At 65.0% G+C, this 16,425-nt stretch carries 13 protein-coding genes and 1 pseudogene; 3 read left to right on the top strand and 11 right to left on the bottom strand.

Translation table 11 applies throughout. The features are described from left to right. Positions 1-169: 169 nt before the first annotated feature. The 4 genes and pseudogenes from GWG67_RS14200 to GWG67_RS14185 all read right to left on the bottom strand — a co-directional run. Positions 170-1,345, bottom strand: coding sequence for a DegT/DnrJ/EryC1/StrS aminotransferase family protein (locus tag GWG67_RS14200; protein WP_275169941.1), 1,176 nt, complete (start codon positions 1,343-1,345; stop codon positions 170-172). A 9-nt stretch (positions 1,346-1,354) separates the two neighbouring features. Beyond that, entirely contained in the window at positions 1,355-2,359 is a 1,005-nt protein-coding gene (locus GWG67_RS14195; protein ID WP_275169940.1) for a Gfo/Idh/MocA family protein, read from the bottom strand. A 183-nt stretch (positions 2,360-2,542) separates the two neighbouring features. Beyond that, a complete protein-coding gene (locus tag GWG67_RS14190; RefSeq protein WP_275169939.1) occupies positions 2,543-3,955 on the bottom strand; it encodes a mannose-1-phosphate guanylyltransferase/mannose-6-phosphate isomerase in 1,413 nt (470 codons plus the stop codon). Positions 3,956-3,962: 7 nt separating this feature from the next. Further along, a pseudogene (locus tag GWG67_RS14185) lies at positions 3,963-4,231 on the bottom strand (UDP-glucuronate 5-epimerase); the annotation flags it as partial. Between the two features lie 266 nt (positions 4,232-4,497). Between GWG67_RS14185 and GWG67_RS14180 the strand changes: the two are divergent. Both GWG67_RS14180 and GWG67_RS14175 read left to right on the top strand, forming a co-directional pair. Then, positions 4,498-5,457 carry a lysylphosphatidylglycerol synthase transmembrane domain-containing protein gene (locus GWG67_RS14180; RefSeq protein WP_275169938.1) on the top strand — a complete coding sequence of 320 codons (960 nt, stop codon included), beginning with the start codon at positions 4,498-4,500 and terminating at the stop codon, positions 5,455-5,457. Beyond that, on the top strand, positions 5,454-6,473 hold the full coding sequence (locus tag GWG67_RS14175) for a glycosyltransferase family 4 protein (protein ID WP_275169937.1): 1,020 nt from the start codon (positions 5,454-5,456) through the stop codon (positions 6,471-6,473). The genes GWG67_RS14180 and GWG67_RS14175 overlap by 4 nt, the downstream gene beginning before the upstream one ends. On the opposite strand, the gene GWG67_RS14170 is transcribed toward GWG67_RS14175, so the two are convergent. The 7 genes from GWG67_RS14170 to GWG67_RS14140 form a co-directional block, all read right to left on the bottom strand. Beyond that, the gene (locus tag GWG67_RS14170; RefSeq protein ID WP_275169936.1) at positions 6,461-7,408 is read right to left on the bottom strand and encodes an NAD-dependent epimerase/dehydratase family protein; all 948 of its coding nucleotides are present in this window, start codon (positions 7,406-7,408) and stop codon (positions 6,461-6,463) included. The genes GWG67_RS14175 and GWG67_RS14170 overlap by 13 nt on opposite strands. Then, positions 7,405-8,625, bottom strand: coding sequence for a glycosyltransferase family 4 protein (locus tag GWG67_RS14165; protein ID WP_275169935.1), 1,221 nt, complete (start codon positions 8,623-8,625; stop codon positions 7,405-7,407). The genes GWG67_RS14170 and GWG67_RS14165 overlap by 4 nt, the downstream gene beginning before the upstream one ends. A gap of 2 nt (positions 8,626-8,627) precedes the next feature. Then, a complete protein-coding gene (locus GWG67_RS14160) occupies positions 8,628-10,541 on the bottom strand; it encodes a nucleoside-diphosphate sugar epimerase/dehydratase (RefSeq protein ID WP_275169934.1) in 1,914 nt (637 codons plus the stop codon). Positions 10,542-10,664: 123 nt separating this feature from the next. After that, positions 10,665-11,954 carry an O-antigen ligase gene (locus GWG67_RS14155; protein ID WP_275169933.1) on the bottom strand — a complete coding sequence of 430 codons (1,290 nt, stop codon included), beginning with the start codon at positions 11,952-11,954 and terminating at the stop codon, positions 10,665-10,667. Then, positions 11,951-13,435 (bottom strand): D-glycero-beta-D-manno-heptose-7-phosphate kinase, encoded by a 1,485-nt coding sequence (gene rfaE1, locus GWG67_RS14150; protein ID WP_275169932.1) that lies wholly within the window; start codon positions 13,433-13,435, stop codon positions 11,951-11,953. The genes GWG67_RS14155 and rfaE1 overlap by 4 nt, the downstream gene beginning before the upstream one ends. An 11-nt stretch (positions 13,436-13,446) precedes the next feature. Beyond that, positions 13,447-14,427 (bottom strand): ADP-glyceromanno-heptose 6-epimerase, encoded by a 981-nt coding sequence (rfaD, locus tag GWG67_RS14145; RefSeq protein WP_275169931.1) that lies wholly within the window; start codon positions 14,425-14,427, stop codon positions 13,447-13,449. A gap of 205 nt (positions 14,428-14,632) precedes the next feature. Then, positions 14,633-15,043, bottom strand: a complete 411-nt coding sequence (locus tag GWG67_RS14140; protein WP_275169930.1) for a hypothetical protein — start codon at positions 15,041-15,043, stop codon at positions 14,633-14,635. A 243-nt stretch (positions 15,044-15,286) separates the two neighbouring features. On the opposite strand from GWG67_RS14140, the gene waaF reads away from it, so the two are divergent. Next, entirely contained in the window at positions 15,287-16,357 is a 1,071-nt protein-coding gene (waaF, locus tag GWG67_RS14135) for a lipopolysaccharide heptosyltransferase II (protein ID WP_275169929.1), read from the top strand. The last annotated feature ends 68 nt before the right edge of the window (positions 16,358-16,425 follow it).

Raw genomic sequence — 16,425 nt, 5'->3', positions numbered from 1 at the left:
CTGTGCCCTCTCCCCTTGTGGGAGAGGGCAGCGCCGCAAGTAGACGCAAACTCATTGGGGTGAGGGGTCTCTCCCCGCGCATTCCGGGCGGAGAGAGACCCCTCACCCGTCTCGCCGCTTTGCGGCGAGCCACCCTCTCCCACAAGGGGAGAGGGCAAGAACAGCGAAATCAGGCTGAAAGCGCGCCGCGTACGGCCGCGATGATTCGCTCCTGATCGGCTTCGGTCAGGTAGGCATGCATCGGCAGGCTGATGACATCCTGCGACAGGCTCTCGCAGCCCGGCAGGCCGCCCTCGGCGACCGGGTACTGCTTGTAGGCGGTCTGCTGATGCATCGACTTGCCGTAATAGATCGCCGTCGGCACGCCCTGCGCCTTCAGCGCGGCGGCAAAGCCGTCGCGGTCGGTACCCTTAGGGAGGCGGATCGTGTACTGCGCCCAGACCGACGTATTGCCGGGAGCCACGCGCGGCACGGTGACCACATTGCTGAGGCCTCGTGCGTAGCGCTCGGCGACCTTGTTGCGGGCGGCGATCTCGTCGTCGAAGATCTTCAGCTTCTCGATCAGGATCGCGGCCTGCATGGTGTCGAGCCGGCCGGTCAGGCCGAGGCGGACGTTGTCGTATTTGTCGACGCCCTGCCCGTGCACGCGGATGCTGCGCAGCGTCGCCGCGAGCTCGTCGTCATCGGTGAAGATCGCACCGCCGTCGCCGAAGCAGCCGAGCGGCTTTGCGGGAAAGAAGCTGGTCGCGGTGGCGAGCCCAAAGGTGCCAAGCTTGCGACCCTTGTAGCTCGCGCCAAAACCTTGCGCGGCGTCGTCGAGCACGAACAGGCCTTCGGCCTTGGCGATGTCGGCGATGGCGTCGTGATCGGCGGGCTGTCCGAACAAATCGACCGGAATGACCGCGACCGGCTTGAGGCCGGCCTTGCGGGCCGTCGCGATGCCGCGCTTGAGCGATTCCGGGCTCATGTTGAAGGTGGTCTCGTCGACGTCGACGTAAACCGGCGTCGCGCCGGTCCGCGCCACCGGCGACGCGGTCGCGATGAAGGTGAAGGACGGGCACAGCACGGCGTCGCCCGGCCCGACATTCTTCGCCATCATCACCATCAGGATCGCATCGGTGCCGCTGGCGCAGCCGATGACGTGCTTGGCGCCGCAATAGGCGGCAAGCTGCTTCTCGAGCTCGGCGACTTCAGGGCCGTTGACGAACTGGCAATGATCGAGAACCCGCTTCACGGCGGCATCGAGCGAGTCGCCGAGCCGGCGGCGCTGCGAGGCGACGTCGATAAAGGGAATGGGTTCGGAACGCAGATGCTGGTTCATGGCGCCTTCTTGGCTGGTCGACATGGAAAGAGTTCAGCCGGCAACGCGGCGCGGACCCTTGCGGGCAGACGACGAGGCTGCGGGGCGGGACGGCGTTTCCAGGCACTGCGTCGCGATCTCGAGGCTGGCGACGCCTTCGTCGCCGGTGACCGCCGGCGTCTCGCCATGACGCACGGCCTTGAGGAACGCGATCAGCTCGGCGCGGAGCGGCTCGTCATGGCCGACTGGCAGATGCCGCATCGAATAGCTGCCGTCAGGCTTGAAGCCGAAACATTCGGTGACCTGGCGCGTCAAGAGATCGCCCATCACGTATTTGCCGCGGGTCGCGACCGTGACGCTGCGTGCCTTGAACGGCGTCAGCCAGTTGGTGTTGATGTGCGCGAGCACGCCGTTGGCGGTGCGGAACTGCAAGAGCGCGATGTCCTCGCGCTCGGCGACCGCACTCGACAATTGCGGCTGCACCTCGACGATGTCGGATTCGGTGAACCAGCGGATCAGGTCGATGTCGTGCACGGCAAGATCGATGACGACGCCGACATTGGACATGCGGGGCGGGAACGGGCCGACGCGCGTGATCGCGATCGACAGAATATCCTCGCCCGCGATCGCCTGCTTGACGGCGGCGACCGCCGGATTGAAGCGCTCGACATGGCCGACCATCAGCGTCACGCCGGCCTTTTGCGCAGCCGTGACGATCTCGCGGCCTTCCGCGACCGTGGACGCAATCGGCTTCTCGACCAGCACGTGGATGTTCTTGGCGATGCAGGCGAGCGAGACCTCGTGATGCAGATGGGTCGGCGCCGCGATGGTGACCGCATCGACGCCTTCGGCCAGCAGCTGGTCGAGCGTCTCGAAGCTCGCGCAATTGGCAAGCTCCATCGCCCGGGTGCGATGTGCCGGCGAAGGATCGACGACGCCGACGAGGCTGACGCCGGGAAGACCCGCAAGCACGCGCGCGTGGTTGCTGCCCATCACACCGGCGCCAATGACGCCGACGCGCAAGCCGGCCTTTGCCGGTGCAGATCCTGTGGAACTCATTTGAGCAAACCCCGATTCAACGCAAATCCCCGAGGCGCTTCTAGCACGGACGCCACATTTGTGGCGAATGCGGAGCTAGCGGTCCGGACACGATTTGATTCAAACAGTTACACGCTCCCCGGGCTTAAGCCTCTGAAAGAGACCACTGTTTTGGCCCGGGTCGCGTGATTCGGAGTGTGCTGGTTACGACCTTTGATAATCGTCTTCAATCCGGATGATGTCGTCTTCCCCGAGATAGCTTCCCGTCTGGACCTCGATCAGTTCCAGCATGATTTTACCCGGGTTCTCCATCCGGTGCACCGCGCCCATCGGGATGTAGATCGACTCGTTCTCGTGCACGCTTTTGACGGTCTCGTTGACGGTGACGCGGGCGGTGCCGCGGACGACGATCCAGTGCTCGGCGCGATGATGGTGCTTCTGCAGCGACAGACGCCCGCCCGGTTTCACCACGATGCGCTTGACCTGGTGGCGCTCGCCATTGTCGACCGACTGATAGCTGCCCCAGGGCCGATGCACCTTGAGGTGTTCCTCGGTGACCTTCGGCGCGACCGCCTTGAGTTTTGTGACCAGCCGCTTGAGCCCGTTGGCATCCTTCTGACGCGAGACCAGCACCGCATCGGCAGTCGCAACCACGATAAGATCGTCGACGCCTTCGAGTGCGACCAGCGCGGCATCGGTGGTGACGTTGCAGTTGCGGGAATCCTCGAACACGGCGGCGCCATGTGAAGCATTGCCTTGCGCGTCCTTGTCCGACAATTCCCACACCGCGTGCCAGGAGCCGACGTCGGACCAGCCGCACGACACCGGCACGACCGCGGCGCGCGCGGTCTTCTCCATCACCGCATAGTCGATCGAGATCGCCTTGGCCGCGCCGAACGCCTCGGGCTCCAGCGTCACGAAGCCGAGATCGCGGCCGGCATGGGTGACGGCATTGGAAATCGCCTCCACGCTCGCCGCATCGACCCTGCGGTATTCGTCGAGCAGGACGGCGGCCGGAAACATGAAATTGCCGCTGTTCCAGAGATAGCCGGAATTGACGTAGTCGGCCGCCTTCACCGCATCCGGCTTCTCGACGAAGCGCGCGACCGCGTGCACCTCGCCGGAGATGACCTCGCCCGGGCTGATATAGCCGTATTCGGTCGCCGCTCGCTCCGGCTTGACACCGAACGTGACGATGCGCCCGGCACCCGCGGCGGTGAGGCCTTGGCGGCACGCCGCGACGAAGGCCGCATTGTCCTGCACCACGTGGTCGGCGGCGAGCGCGAGCACGATCGCTTCACTCGCGCGGTTCTGCGCGAACACCGCGCCGGCTGCGATCGCCGGGCCGGAATCGCGCCGCATCGGCTCGAGGATCACGTCGGCCTCGATGCCGATTTCGGCGAGCTGCTCCAGCACCATGAAGCGGTAGGAGGCATTGGTGATGACGATCGGGCGATCGAACAGCGACGCCTCCGAAACGCGCGAGAGCGTGTCCTGGAAGGTCGAGCGCGTGCCGAACAGCGGCAGGAACTGCTTGGGGCGCACCTCGCGCGAAGCCGGCCACAGCCGCGTTCCGGCACCGCCGCACATGATCAGGGGGATAATGCGTTTGTCCATCGTCATCTCAAACCTTGAAGTCGTCCCGATACCAGGTGACACAATTACGAACTCCGTGCGCGATCGGCCTTGACGGTGCAAAGCCGGCGTCGCGCATCAGATCCTCGACATCCGCGAACGTTTCCAAAGGTTTCTCGGCAGCAATTCTTTGATCGCCGTCCGACCCAGCTCCTGCTCCAGAACTCCGACGACGTGCGTCAGCTCTTCCGGGTGGTGGTTCTCGACATTGTAGACCTTAGACGGCGCATTTGCGGCAGCCGGGTCACCTGCGGGCACCAAGCCGATGAAATCGGCGGCACCCGTGACCAAAATCGCCTGATCCGTCATCCTGTTCCCAAAGACTGCTTCGCCCGATCCGTCGCTCGATCTTTCGCCCGCGGCGCCTCTTTAGCCTCGGCGTCGACGGCGTCGCAATAGCCCGCCGCCCTGCATGCGGGCTCCCGATCACCGCTATTGCAAGATCGGCGCCAAAACCATACCAAAGCGGCCGAATTCGGCGCCTTGCGTCGGGTTGCTTCAAAACCCTTGTTCATGCGGGCGAAATGCGCCGAATCCTGCTGTCGACGGCCAAGATCCTGATTTCCGGAGCGCTGCTCTACCTGGCGCTGCGCAAGGTCGATCTGTCCGAACTGTTTTCTCGTTTCAACGTGACCAGCCTGTTCTGGATCGGCTTGGCGATCGCGATCGCGTTCCTGCAAATCTTCGTCGGCGTGTTGCGCTGGCGCGAGATCAGCGCCGAATGCGGCGCCCCGCTCGAGCTCAGCCGGGCCATGCGTTACAACGTGATCGGATCGTTCTTCAATCAGACCCTGCCCTCGGCGATCGGCGGCGATGCGGTCCGGCTGTGGCTCGTCGCGCGCGCCGGCGCCGGCTGGCGCGCGGCGACCTACTCGATCTTCGTCGACCGTGCGATCGGTTTGATCGCGCTCGCGATCATGATCGTGGCAAGCCTGCCCTGGAGCTACGCCCTCATCGCCGATCCGCACGGGCGCTCCGCGCTGCTGCTCGTCGACTTCACGGCGCTTGCGGGCGGTCTCGGCTTCCTGGTCTTCGGCGCGCTGCAATGGCGGTGGCTGAAAACCTGGTGGGCCACGCATCACATTCACGCCTGTGCCGTGATCGCCAACCGCGTGATCTTCAGCCGCTCGCGCGGACCGGCCGTCGTGGTCCTGTCGCTCGCCGTGCATGTGCTGGCCGTCGTGGTCGCCTGGTGCGTCGTGCAGTCGATCGCGGCGCCGGTCGGCTTCAGCGACGTCTTTGTGCTGGTGCCGCCGGTGATGCTGATCACGATGATGCCGATCTCGATCGCTGGCTGGGGCGTGCGTGAAGCCACCATGAGTCTCGCCTTCGGCTTCGCGGGCCTCGCCACGAACGAGGGCGTCAACGTCTCGCTGCTGTTCGGCGCCGTGTACTTCATCGTCGGCGCGATCGGCGGTCTGGTCTGGATCCTGAGCGCCGAGAAAGCCGCGCAGGGATCGGCGCCGCTAGGGGTGCCGGAGTGAACGCGGCCGTCGACGCGCTCGGCGCGCTACCATCGCTGCTTGCCGTTGCGATTGCCGCGCTTGTGTCGGGCGTCATCACCTGGACCAGCCGCCCCCTGCTGCAGCGTTACGCATTGGCGCGGCCCAACGCGCGGTCCTCTCACCGTATCCCGACCCCGCAGGGTGCGGGCATCGCGGTGATATCAGCGACGCTGCTGGTCGCATCAGCCTGGGCAGCCTGGGCGGACGTCGCGATTCCGCCGGCGCTGATCGCTGCGACGGTCTTGATCGCCCTGGTCGGATTTGCCGACGACATCAAGTCGCTGCCGGTGCTCGTGCGTCTCGTGCTGCAGGCCGCAGCGGTCGGCGTCGTCGTGTTCACCACGCCCGAGACCGCGCGCATCGTGCCGGCGTTGCCGCTCGCGCTGGAGCGCGGACTCATCCTGCTGGCGGGCGTGTGGTTCTTGAACCTCGTCAACTTCATGGACGGGCTCGATCTGATGACGGTGGCGGAAGTCGTGCCCGTCACCGCGACGCTGCTGCTGCTGGCACTCCTTGGCGATTTATCGTGGCCGGCTGCGCTGATCGCCGCGACGCTGTGCGGCGCCATGCTCGGCTTTGCGCCGTTCAACAAGCCGGTCGCAAAAGTCTTCCTGGGCGATGTCGGCAGCCTGCCGATCGGCCTTTTGCTCGGCTGGTGCCTGCTCGAGCTCGCCTGGCGTGGGCAGCCCGCCGCGGCTCTGTTGCTGCCGGCCTATTACCTCGTGGATGCCACCATCACGCTGTTTCGGCGCATCGCAAGGGGCGAGCAATTCTGGTCGGCGCATCGCTCGCATTTCTACCAGCGCGCCACCGACCACGGCTTCACGGTCTCTCGCGTGATCGGGGAGGTGTTCGCCCTCAATATCGTGCTCGCGGGGCTTGCCATCGTCACCGCTCGCGCCGGCTCGGTGACGATCACGCTGATCGCGCTGCTGGCGGGCGCAATCGCGATCGGCATCGTGCTGCGGCGGTTCTCCCGCCCTCAGGCGTCCTGAGCCACCAGCGCCAGCCGCAGCCCCTCGTCCAGAGACACCTGCGGCTGCCACCCGGTCGCGGTCACCTTGGAGAGGTTGAGCTCGAGCGAGCCGATCAGGCTGTCCTGCGTATCCTCCCGGCCCATCACTCTCAGCAGCGTGCTGAGCAGGTCCTGCGGCATGCCGAACAGCCGCGAGTTCTTGCCGGCAGCCTTGGCCAGCCGCGCGATGAACTCGGGCGTCGAGACCTGCTCCCTGTCGGCCACCAGGAATATCTCGAAATTGCTCGCGGGATCTGGATGAGAGAGCCGTCGCAGGATGAACGACGACAGGTTCTGCACGGCAAGGAAGGCGCGGTGATTGCGGATCGCGGCAAAGGGCAGCGGCAGACCGAGGTTCACTGCACGCGTCAGCAGCGCAAAATTGCCCTTGGCGCCCGCACCATAGACCAGCGGCGGCCTGATCACCGAGATCGTCATGGCGTTGTCGCGCGCCAGCGTCTTCAAGCCCGCTTCGGCCGCGGCCTTGGACATGCCGTAGAGACCGCGCGGCGTCAGGATATCGTTCTCGCTGAACGGCGCGCGGCCCTCGTTGCTGCGACCGTGCACGAGAACGGTGCTGATGAAGATGAACTGGCGCACGCCGGCCGTCGCCGCGCTGCGCGCCAGGTGCAGCGTGCCGGCAATGTTGACGTTGCGATAGAGCTGGACCGCATGCTCTTCGTGCTTGTGATGCACCCGCGCGGCGAGATGAACGACGGCATCGACGCCTTCAAGTGCCGCCTGCCAGTCGGTGTCAGGCCCGATCGTCTCGATCACGACCTCGTCGTCCATGCCTTCCGGTCTGCGCACCGCGCGGCGGACCGACCACCCCTCGCGCGCCAGCGCGGGTACGACATGACGGCCGACGAAACCGCTCGCACCCGTCACCAGCACGACTGGCTTGCGCTCGTTCATCGTTGCTCCGCCAGTTCGGGGTTGCGCAACAATTCGTCGACCAGGGCAGCATAGGCGTTCATCGCGGCGACGCGATCGAATTTCGCTGCCGCCTTTACCGCGCGCTCCGCAATGGCGACACCGTCGGAGTGAGACGCCGCGCGGATGACCTCGGCCAGTTGATCGGCACGGCCCGGCGTCACCACCCAGCCCAGCCCGTTCTCCACCACCGTCAACGCGGCCTCGGCCTCCGGTTCGGAGACCAGCACCACGGGACGGCCGACCGCCAGCAGATTGTAGAACCGGCTCGGCACCGACACCCCCGCAACGTCCTTCCGGTACGGAATGATCCAGAGATTGGCCGCCGCCAGGAGTGTCTCGAGCTCGGCATCCTCGACCCGCCCCACGAAGGAGACATTGGGCAAGTTCGCATCGGCCTGCAACTGCTTCAATCGCTCGAAGCCGATGCCCCAGCCGGAGAGCAGGAAGTGGATGTCAGGCTCGGCCCTCAAAAGACGCGCCGCCTCGAACACGATCTCCGGATCATGGGTGAAGCCGAGATTGCCCGACAGGCCGACAACGAAACCCGCCGAGAGCGCTTTGCGGAACGGATTATCCGCCGTCACCGGCCGGGGTGCGGCCACCAGCGTCGCCCAGTTCGGGATGAAACGGATCTTGTTTCGCGTCATGCCGGAATAGCTCAGCAGCGGCCGTTCCGCATCGCGGCCGATGGTGATGACGGCATTGAGCGCGCGGAACATCAGGCTGTTGGCGGCGCGCATCGTCATGGTCACGATCGAACCGGGCTTCAGCAGGCCCGCCATCACCAGCACGTTGGGGAAGAGGTCGTGCATGATCAGCGCCGAACGCGCGCCCTTCAGCCTCGCCGCCGCAGCGACCGCGTAAGGCAGCATGAACGGTGCGGTGACGGTGAGCACGACGTCACCTCGCCTCAGCTCCCGTGTCAGCGCCAGGAACGTGCGCGCCGCGAACAGCAGCTCGGAGGCGCCGCGCCGCACCAGCGCCGCCTTGCCCGCCATCCGGTTCTTGACGGCGACGACCCGCGGCTTGCCCGGGCCGGTCTGCGCGGCCGGCAACGCGCCTGATGAGCCCGACAGCACCACGACCTCGTGATCCCCGGCGATGCGGCAGGCGATCTCGGCCATGATCGCCGCAGTCGTGCTCGGATCAGGCGGGTAGTGCTGGCTCGCCACGACGATCTTGCCTCGAGGCTGCATGATCAGGCCGCGGTCGACCCGAATTCCGGAACCGCGTCCTTCAGGATGGTCCTGATGGTGGCCCGATCGTCGCGCGCGATCGCCTGCTCCAGCGCCGCAATCCATTTGCGCAGCGTCTGCATCGGCGGCTCGTTCGGCTGCGCGGCCATAATGCCGGCGACGCCGATCTCGCGGGTCGGCTCCTCGGAGGCGAACAGGATTTCGTGCAAGCGTTCGCCGGGCCGCATGCCCGTGAACACGATTTCGATGTCGTAGCCGGGTTGCAAGCCCGACAGACGGATCATGCGCTCGGCAAGATCGACGATCTTCACCGGCTGGCCCATGTTGAGCACGTAGACCGACACGTCCGAACGCTGCGTTCCCAGCGCATGCGTTGCCGCCGTGATGACGAGATCGCAGGCCTCGCGGATGGTCATGAAGTAGCGGACCATGTCGGGATGCGTGACCGTCACGGGACCGCCGGCATCGATCTGGGCCTTGAACTTCGGCACCACCGAGCCGTTCGACGCCAGCACGTTGCCGAACCTGACCGAGATCAGCCGCATCGACCGCCTGGCGCCACCGAGCCCTGCCGCAAGATCATGGTCGAGCGCCTGGCAATACATCTCGGCGAAGCGCTTGGTCAGGCCGAGCATCGACACCGGCTCGATCGCCTTGTCGGTCGAGATCATCACCATCGCTTCGGCACCGGCGCTGTGCGCGGCATCGGCGACGTTGATCGAGCCGAAGATGTTGGTCTTGACGCCCTCGCTCCAGTCGCGCTCGAGGATCGGCACGTGCTTTAGCGCGGCGGCATGGAACACGATGTCCGGCTTGAACTCGGCCATCAGGCGCATGATGCGCTCACGGTCGCGGATGTCGGCGATCCGCCCTTCGATCGAAGCAGCGGTGCCGAGCGCCGCGAGCGTTTCCGTGATCGCGTAGAGTGCCGGCTCGGAATTCTCCACGATCAGAAGGCGCGCCGCGCCGAACGCGACGACGCGCTCGCAGATCTCGGAACCGATCGAGCCGCCCCCGCCGGTGACGATTACCGCCTTGCCCTCGATCAGGGCCTCGAGCCGCGCATAGTCGATCTTTTCGCTCGGCCGCAACAACAGGTCCTCGACGGCGACGGCCGTGAGCCGTGGCGTGTCGCCACTCTCGAGCGAGGGCATGCGGCTCACGATCACGCCGAGCTTGCGCGCCCGCATCAGGATCGATTCGGGATGGGCCTCCGGCTCGAATGCCGTCGGCGTCATCACGACGCGCGCGATCCCCTTGCCGCGCTTGGTGAAGTCGGCGACGACATCCTCGATGTCGTCGACGCCGCCCAGAACCGGGACGTTGCGGATGGACTGGCCGCGATCGGAACTCGACGGCGAGAGCACGCCGACCGGCCAGATGTGCTTGATCGCCCCGCTCTCGATTCCCCGCAACAGCACCTCGGCATCCGCGGCGCGGCCGATCAGCAGCGTCGGCGCGGCATCTCCGGTGCGGGCGTGACGCCGCACCCGCGTGTAGCGGAAATAGCGGTAGGTCATGCGCAACGCGCTGAGGAAGGAGATCTCGAGGAACCAGTAGAGGACGATGGTCACCTTGCCGAGGAAGAAGGCGCCGCGAACGTTCGGGGCCACGAAGATGTAGTCGAGCACCAGGAGTGCAACCGTGAGCACGGTCGCGACGCGGATGATGTTCAGCGCGTCGGGCAGCGAGATGAAGCGCCATTTCGTCGTGGTCAGGTTGAAGACGAAGCACACGACCAAGCTGAAGGCCAGAAAATAGGGCAGGATCTGGATCAGCAGCGGCAGGCGGTCGAAGAATCCGTCGCCGCCCTCGAAGCGCAGATAGAAGGCGGCGAACAGCGCCGCCGTGGTCGCCAGCAGGTCGTGGAGCGCGATCATGGCATTGCGCAAGGTGAGATGCGAAAGACGCGTCATCCGCTGACCGAAAATCCAGTTAGATGCAACCTGATCGCGCTGATATCCCATCTCGGCCGGACATGCCAGTCAAGGCTTGCCCCTCAAGATTTGCCCGTCAAGGTTTGCCATCCGGGCGGCCGTTCAGGAACCGGCTACTGCCGCCTTCGCCTCGGCCTGCTGGGCCCGGATCACCATGCCGCCGGCAACGCCCACACCGATGACGTACATCCAGCCCTCGTGGAAGTCGAACAGATGGGAGTTGAACAGCGAGGTGAAGACGTTCTGGACCACGACCAGGAGGCCGACCCAGTTTGCGAGCCCGTCGCCACGAAACAAAAGCAGATGCAGGATCCAGATGGCGTAAAGAGCGGCGACCCCGATGACGCCCCATTGCACGGCCACGTTCAGCGTCTGGTTATGCGGGTTGCCGATCACCTCGGCGGACGCCTGGTACAGACCACTGCCCGGCGTCGCGGCACGCTCGAATAGCCCGCGAGTCGAACCCGTACCGTGCCCTCTGATCGGCGCCTCCGCGAAGAAACCGAGGGATTTCCGCCAGAATTCGAGCCGCAAGCCTGCCGAGGTCGACTCGCCTTTTTCCACATAGCGTGTGTAGTCGCTGGCAAAGCTGTCAGCGGTCTTGCGCAATTGCGGCGAGGCCTGCCAGGCGAGAACCGCACCCACGAGCAGGGCCGCGGAGATGATCGCGATGTTGCGCCATCTCAGATGAAGCAACGCAAACACACCGAACAGGATCGGAATCGTGAGGAGCGCGGTGCGCGATACCACCACGAACGCCATGTTGGCGAAGAAGGCGAGCGCAAGCGCCGTGAGCAGCCCGGCGATCCAGTAGCGCTTCTGGCGCAGCAACTGCACGATCGGATAGGCGAGCGCGACCGCGCAGAGCGTGAACTCCTGGCTCTGGTCGATGTAGTTCTTGACGAAGATGCCGCGCTCGACGCGATCGGATTTGAGCGCAAGATCAGGGTAGAAGGCGACGACCCAGGACATCACCGACAACAGCGCGCAGGACACCAGGAAGGCGACGAACACCCAATGTCCGCGCGGCGAGCGCGCGAAATGATAGAGCAGGACCGGCAGCACCAGCAGCTTGACGGTCGGATTGACCGCGTAGAAGCGCGCGCCCCAGGCGGCGTCCGACCACAGCGTCCCCATCAGCGCGAGCAAGACCAGCGCAATCGGCGCCGCACAGATCGGACGCTTTAGCGATTGCAGGAACTCTCGGGCGTCGAGGAACGGCACCAGAGAGAGCAGCATCAGGACATTGAAGATCGCCGCAAGCGACGTCGACCATGGCAGCGAGGCCGCAGTCAGGATTGCAAACAGATCGACCGTCTCGGACCAGGCCGCCGGACTGCGCAGACGCCGCCACAGCACCTGGCCGGTCGTCTCCCCGGCGAGCGTCGTCATTTGCTCTCTCCCCGCGCGCGATGAACCAGCGCCGTCGTGCTGAAGCCCTGGAGAATGTCGACCAGCACGACCGTGCCGCCCGCGGCCTCGACGACCTCATGGCCGACCACCTGCTCGCGGGTGTAATCGCCCCCTTTGATCAGCGCGCTCGGCTTGATGCGGGTGATCAGGTCGATCGGCGTATCCTCATCGAAAATAACGACGAGATCGACGGCTTCGAGCGCCGCCAGCACTTCCGCACGCGCTCGCTCGTCCTGAACGGGGCGGTCGGCGCCCTTCAGCCGCCGCACCGAGGCGTCGCTGTTCAGGCCCACAATCAGGCGGTCGCAGGCGGAGCGCGCCGCTGTCAGCACCTTGACGTGGCCGGGATGCAGGATGTCGAAGCAGCCATTGGTGAAGCCGACGCGCTGGCCTTGCTTCTTCCATTCCGCAAGCTGCGCGTCGAGCGCACCGGGCTCGAGCACGATCTTCTCTTCGGCCGCGAGATAGGCATGCGGCAATATCTTTCGCTTCAACTCGGCCACACTCACGCTGGCGGTGCCCTGCTTGCCGACGGCGACGGCGGCCGCGGCACTGGCCATGCGCAGCGCCGTGTCCCAGTCCGCGCCGGTGGCAAGCGACACCGCGAGCGCCGCGGCGACGGTGTCGCCGGCGCCGGAGACGTCGCGTACCTTGACCGGAAACGCCGGAACATGAACGGCCTCGCCGTTGCGCGGCACCAGCGTCATGCCGTGCTCGCCTTGGGTGACCAGGATCGCTTCGCAATCGGCGAGCCGCATCACGTCCTCGCTGGCATCGACGATGCTCTGCGGCGTGTCGGCGCGGCTTCGGGTCGCTTCCGAAAATTCCTTGCGATTGGGCGTGAGCAGCGTGGCGCCGCGATAGATCGCCCAGTTCAGGCTCTTGGGATCGACGATCACGGGCTTGCCGAGTTTTCGCGCGGCGTCGATGGTGTGGCGGATGACGCGGGCGGTCAGCACGCCCTTGGCGTAGTCGGACAGCAGCACGATGTCGGTGCGCGCGATCTGCGGCAGGATCGCTTCGATCAGCTTCGTCTCGATCGTATCGGAAGCAGGCTGTGCCTGCTCCCAATCCGCACGCAGCATGTGCGTGGAAAAATGCTCGGAGACGAAACGGACCTTTCGCGTGGTCGGACGCGAGGGATCGCACACCAGCACGCTTTCGATTGCGCCCTGCTCCGCAAGCGTCGAGGCGAGCTGCCTGCCCGCCTCGTCATCGCCGACGAGGCCGACGAAGATGCAGCGCGCGCCGAGCGCGGCGACGTTGCGCGCGACATTGCCGGCACCGCCGATGTGGATCTCGCTGCGCTGTGCCGCGATGACAGGCGCCGGCGCTTCCGGCGAGATCCGCGACACCTCGCCATAGACGAACTCGTCCAGCATGATGTCGCCGATGCACAGTACCGTACGGCCCGAGATGGCTTGCACGAGGGCATCGAAATCGAGAATGGGCGTTGGCATGGTGATGGGCCTCAGCGGAAGCGGTCGGGCCGGTCGAGATAATCCCCGACATAGGCCTTCACCGCGTCCTCGAGCGTCGTGAAACCGCCATTATACCCGGCGCGGTGGAGGCGATCGAACTCGCTCTGGGTGAAGTACTGGTAGCTGCCGCGGATCTGCTCGGGCATGTCGATGTATTCGATGTTGGGGCTGGCGCCGAGCGCGGCATAAGCCGCCAGCATCAGATCCTTGAAGCTGCGCGCCTTGCCGGTGCCGACATTGAAGATGCCGGACACCGAGCGCGTCGCCAGCAGCCACATGATCACGCGCACGACGTCGTCGACATAGATGAAATCGCGGCGCTGGTCGCCGTCGGCGATGCCCTCGCGATGCGACTTGAACAATTGCACGACACGGCCCGCTTTGACGTCGTCGAAACGGCGCGCCAGCACGCTCATCATCGAGCCCTTGTGGTATTCGTTGGGGCCGAACACGTTGAAGAATTTCAGCCCGGCCCATTGCGGCGGCAGTTTCTCGCCGTTCACTGCGCGCTCGGCGACGGCGAGATCGAACAGATGCTTGCTCCAGCCGTAGAGATTCATCGGCCGCAATTTTTTCAGCGCAGGGACAGAGCTGTCGTCATCAAAACCTGCCTCACCGTCGCCGTAGGTCGCCGCCGAGGAGGCGTAGATCAACGGCACCTCATTCGCCGTGCACCAGTCCAGCAGGCGCATCGACAGGCGGAAGTTGGTCTCGAACACGAGGTCACCGTCGGTCGCCGTGGTCGCGGAAATCGCCCCGAGATGGATCACGGCATCGAGCTTGCGGCCCTTCAGCCAATCCGGCAGCTCAGCCGGCGGGACGATATCCACGAGCTGCCGCTTGGCGAGGTTGCGCCATTTGCCCTCGTTGCCAAGGAAATCGCAGACCACGACGTCGCTGCGGCCGGCCTCGTTCAGCGCGGCGACGACATTCGATCCGATAAAACCGGCCCCGCCGGTCACCAGCAACATTTCTAGTCCCTGCCCGAATTTCTAAGGTCCGATTCTGCCCTAGCGCATGATCTGCCAAAGTGTAAGCGGTTTTGGGTAGTGGGTCGGTTTAATTGTGGCAGCCGGCAGGGTGGCACGGCAGCGATTCTAGGCGCATATTGGAGCGATGACGGAGCGCATTGGCTGGAAGATCGTAAAACAGGGTGGGAAGTTCGCCGTCTGCGCCCTATTCAAGGGCGACGTCGCTGGCAATGCCCTTATAGTAGCCGCAGGCTATGATTGCTCTGGTTAGGAAATGGTGTTTTTCTAGCGCTTCCTCTGGCAAATTCGGGTGAGCGCAAGCTCTGTACACAAAACCTGGCCTGAACTTCTCTAAAATTGCGGCGTAGCACCTCGCGACCATTGGGAGTATTTCCGCCCGGAACTGAGCAGGCAAGTGCTGCTGGGTTACAGCCGGGTTTTGCGTCGTAAAGACCTCTCCCAGCACGATAAATTGAACCTCGAAGCTCAACTCCATGAATTGGAAGCCACCCCAAGAACCATGGTCGCCTCGACATAAAATCGAGACAAAAGGCTCGCCATCGTCCAATTCTAGCAATTCTACGAGCGTTGCACATTGATGGGCGTCCCCCATCACCTCGATCTCGTATGGCTCGACTAGCTTGGCCAGAAACCCGCCCCCCGGCGGCGATAGTCTTCCATTTCGGTTGAGAAATAGGCATAGGGCAACCGGATCCAGTTAACCAAGGAGATTTCTTTCGAGGTCAGTTTCAAACTGACCCACTGCCGCATTTTGGCGCCAGCGCTTCTGCCAGCTTTACCTGCCGGCCCGGAGCAGCTAATCGAATCGCTCCATCAGAGCCCCCAGACCATTTAACGAATGAACCGAGATTCGCAACTTAGGGGGAAAGACGACCCGAGCGACACGCGCCCGATCCTAATCGTCCCCTACATGTGGATCGGCGATTTCGTCCGGAATCACACCGTCGTGCGGGTCCTGAACGAGCGCTGGCCTAACCGGCCGGTCGATCTGCTCACGACGTCCCTGTGCGCGCCATTGGTCGATTACATGCCCGGCGTGCGCGGTGCGATCGTCTGGGATCTGCCGCGCGGACAGCTCGCCGTAGGCCGCCAGCTCGGCCTGGCGAAGCTCCTGCGTGAGCGGAACTACGGCACCGCCCTGGTGCTGCCCCGGACCTGGAAGGCCGCCATCGCGCCCGCTTTGGCCAGGATTCCCGAACGGGTCGGCTTCGTCGGCGAGCTCCGGTTCGGCCTGCTCAATCGCTGGCGCTGGGGCGAAAAGAAGCTGCCCCGCTTCATCGACAAGAACGCCGCCCTCGCCCAGCCCGATGGCGCCCCGCTGCCGGCGGAATGGCCGGTGCCGCAGTTGCGGGTCCCGGCCGAGGACATCGTCCGCTGGCGGCAGGCCAACGGCCTCAGCGCGGGCGCTGCCGTAGCGCTCGCCCCCGGCTCGGTCGGGGTGTCAAAACGCTGGACCTACTATCCCGAGGCCGCCCGCTTGCTCGCCGAGCGCGGCCTTGATGTCTGGGTGGTCGGCGGGCCCGGGGAAAAGGGCCTGGCCCAGGAGATCGTCGCGGCCGGCGGCGCTGGGGTCCGGGACCTCACCGGTAATGATCTGCGGAACGGCGTGCTGGCCATGGCTGCGGCCGGCGTCGCGATCTCCAACGATTCCGGCCTGATGCACATCGCAGCCGCCCTGGGCACGCCGACCATGGGCATCTTCGGGCCGACCAGCCCCTACCTCTGGGCCCCCCTCAACGGCCTCGCCGCGACCGTGGTCCAGGACAAGAGCGTGCTCTCCTGCCAGCCCTGCCAGAGCACGATCTGCAAGATGAACGATCATCGTTGCATGCGAGATATCGCGGCGAGCGAAGTGGTCGACATTGCGCAGCGGGTGCTGGGTGAGGCCGGCTTGCGGGCCATGACCTGAAGGCCGTCGAGGCTACGCCGATAATGACATCATACCGGTGTTTTGCCCGACGAGTCAAACCGACTTCG

This window comes from Bradyrhizobium sp. CSS354 (assembly GCF_029051725.1).
Lineage (GTDB): Bacteria > Pseudomonadota > Alphaproteobacteria > Rhizobiales > Xanthobacteraceae > Bradyrhizobium.
Note: the sequence above shows the minus strand (reverse complement) of the source record. Positions and strands in the feature narration are given on the sequence as shown.

Coding starts and splice junctions, on each gene's coding strand:
- GWG67_RS14160 (WP_275169934.1), bottom strand. CDS start 10,541: ATGACGCGTCTTTCGCATCTCACCTTGCGCAATGCCATGATCGCGCTC.
- GWG67_RS14200 (WP_275169941.1), bottom strand. CDS start 1,345: ATGTCGACCAGCCAAGAAGGCGCCATGAACCAGCATCTGCGTTCCGAA.
- GWG67_RS14170 (WP_275169936.1), bottom strand. CDS start 7,408: ATGAACGAGCGCAAGCCAGTCGTGCTGGTGACGGGTGCGAGCGGTTTC.
- GWG67_RS14180 (WP_275169938.1), top strand. CDS start 4,498: ATGCGCCGAATCCTGCTGTCGACGGCCAAGATCCTGATTTCCGGAGCG.
- GWG67_RS14155 (WP_275169933.1), bottom strand. CDS start 11,954: ATGACGACGCTCGCCGGGGAGACGACCGGCCAGGTGCTGTGGCGGCGT.
- waaF (WP_275169929.1), top strand. CDS start 15,287: ATGAACCGAGATTCGCAACTTAGGGGGAAAGACGACCCGAGCGACACG.
- rfaE1 (WP_275169932.1), bottom strand. CDS start 13,435: ATGCCAACGCCCATTCTCGATTTCGATGCCCTCGTGCAAGCCATCTCG.
- GWG67_RS14195 (WP_275169940.1), bottom strand. CDS start 2,359: ATGAGTTCCACAGGATCTGCACCGGCAAAGGCCGGCTTGCGCGTCGGC.
- GWG67_RS14165 (WP_275169935.1), bottom strand. CDS start 8,625: ATGCAGCCTCGAGGCAAGATCGTCGTGGCGAGCCAGCACTACCCGCCT.
- GWG67_RS14190 (WP_275169939.1), bottom strand. CDS start 3,955: ATGGACAAACGCATTATCCCCCTGATCATGTGCGGCGGTGCCGGAACG.
- rfaD (WP_275169931.1), bottom strand. CDS start 14,427: ATGTTGCTGGTGACCGGCGGGGCCGGTTTTATCGGATCGAATGTCGTC.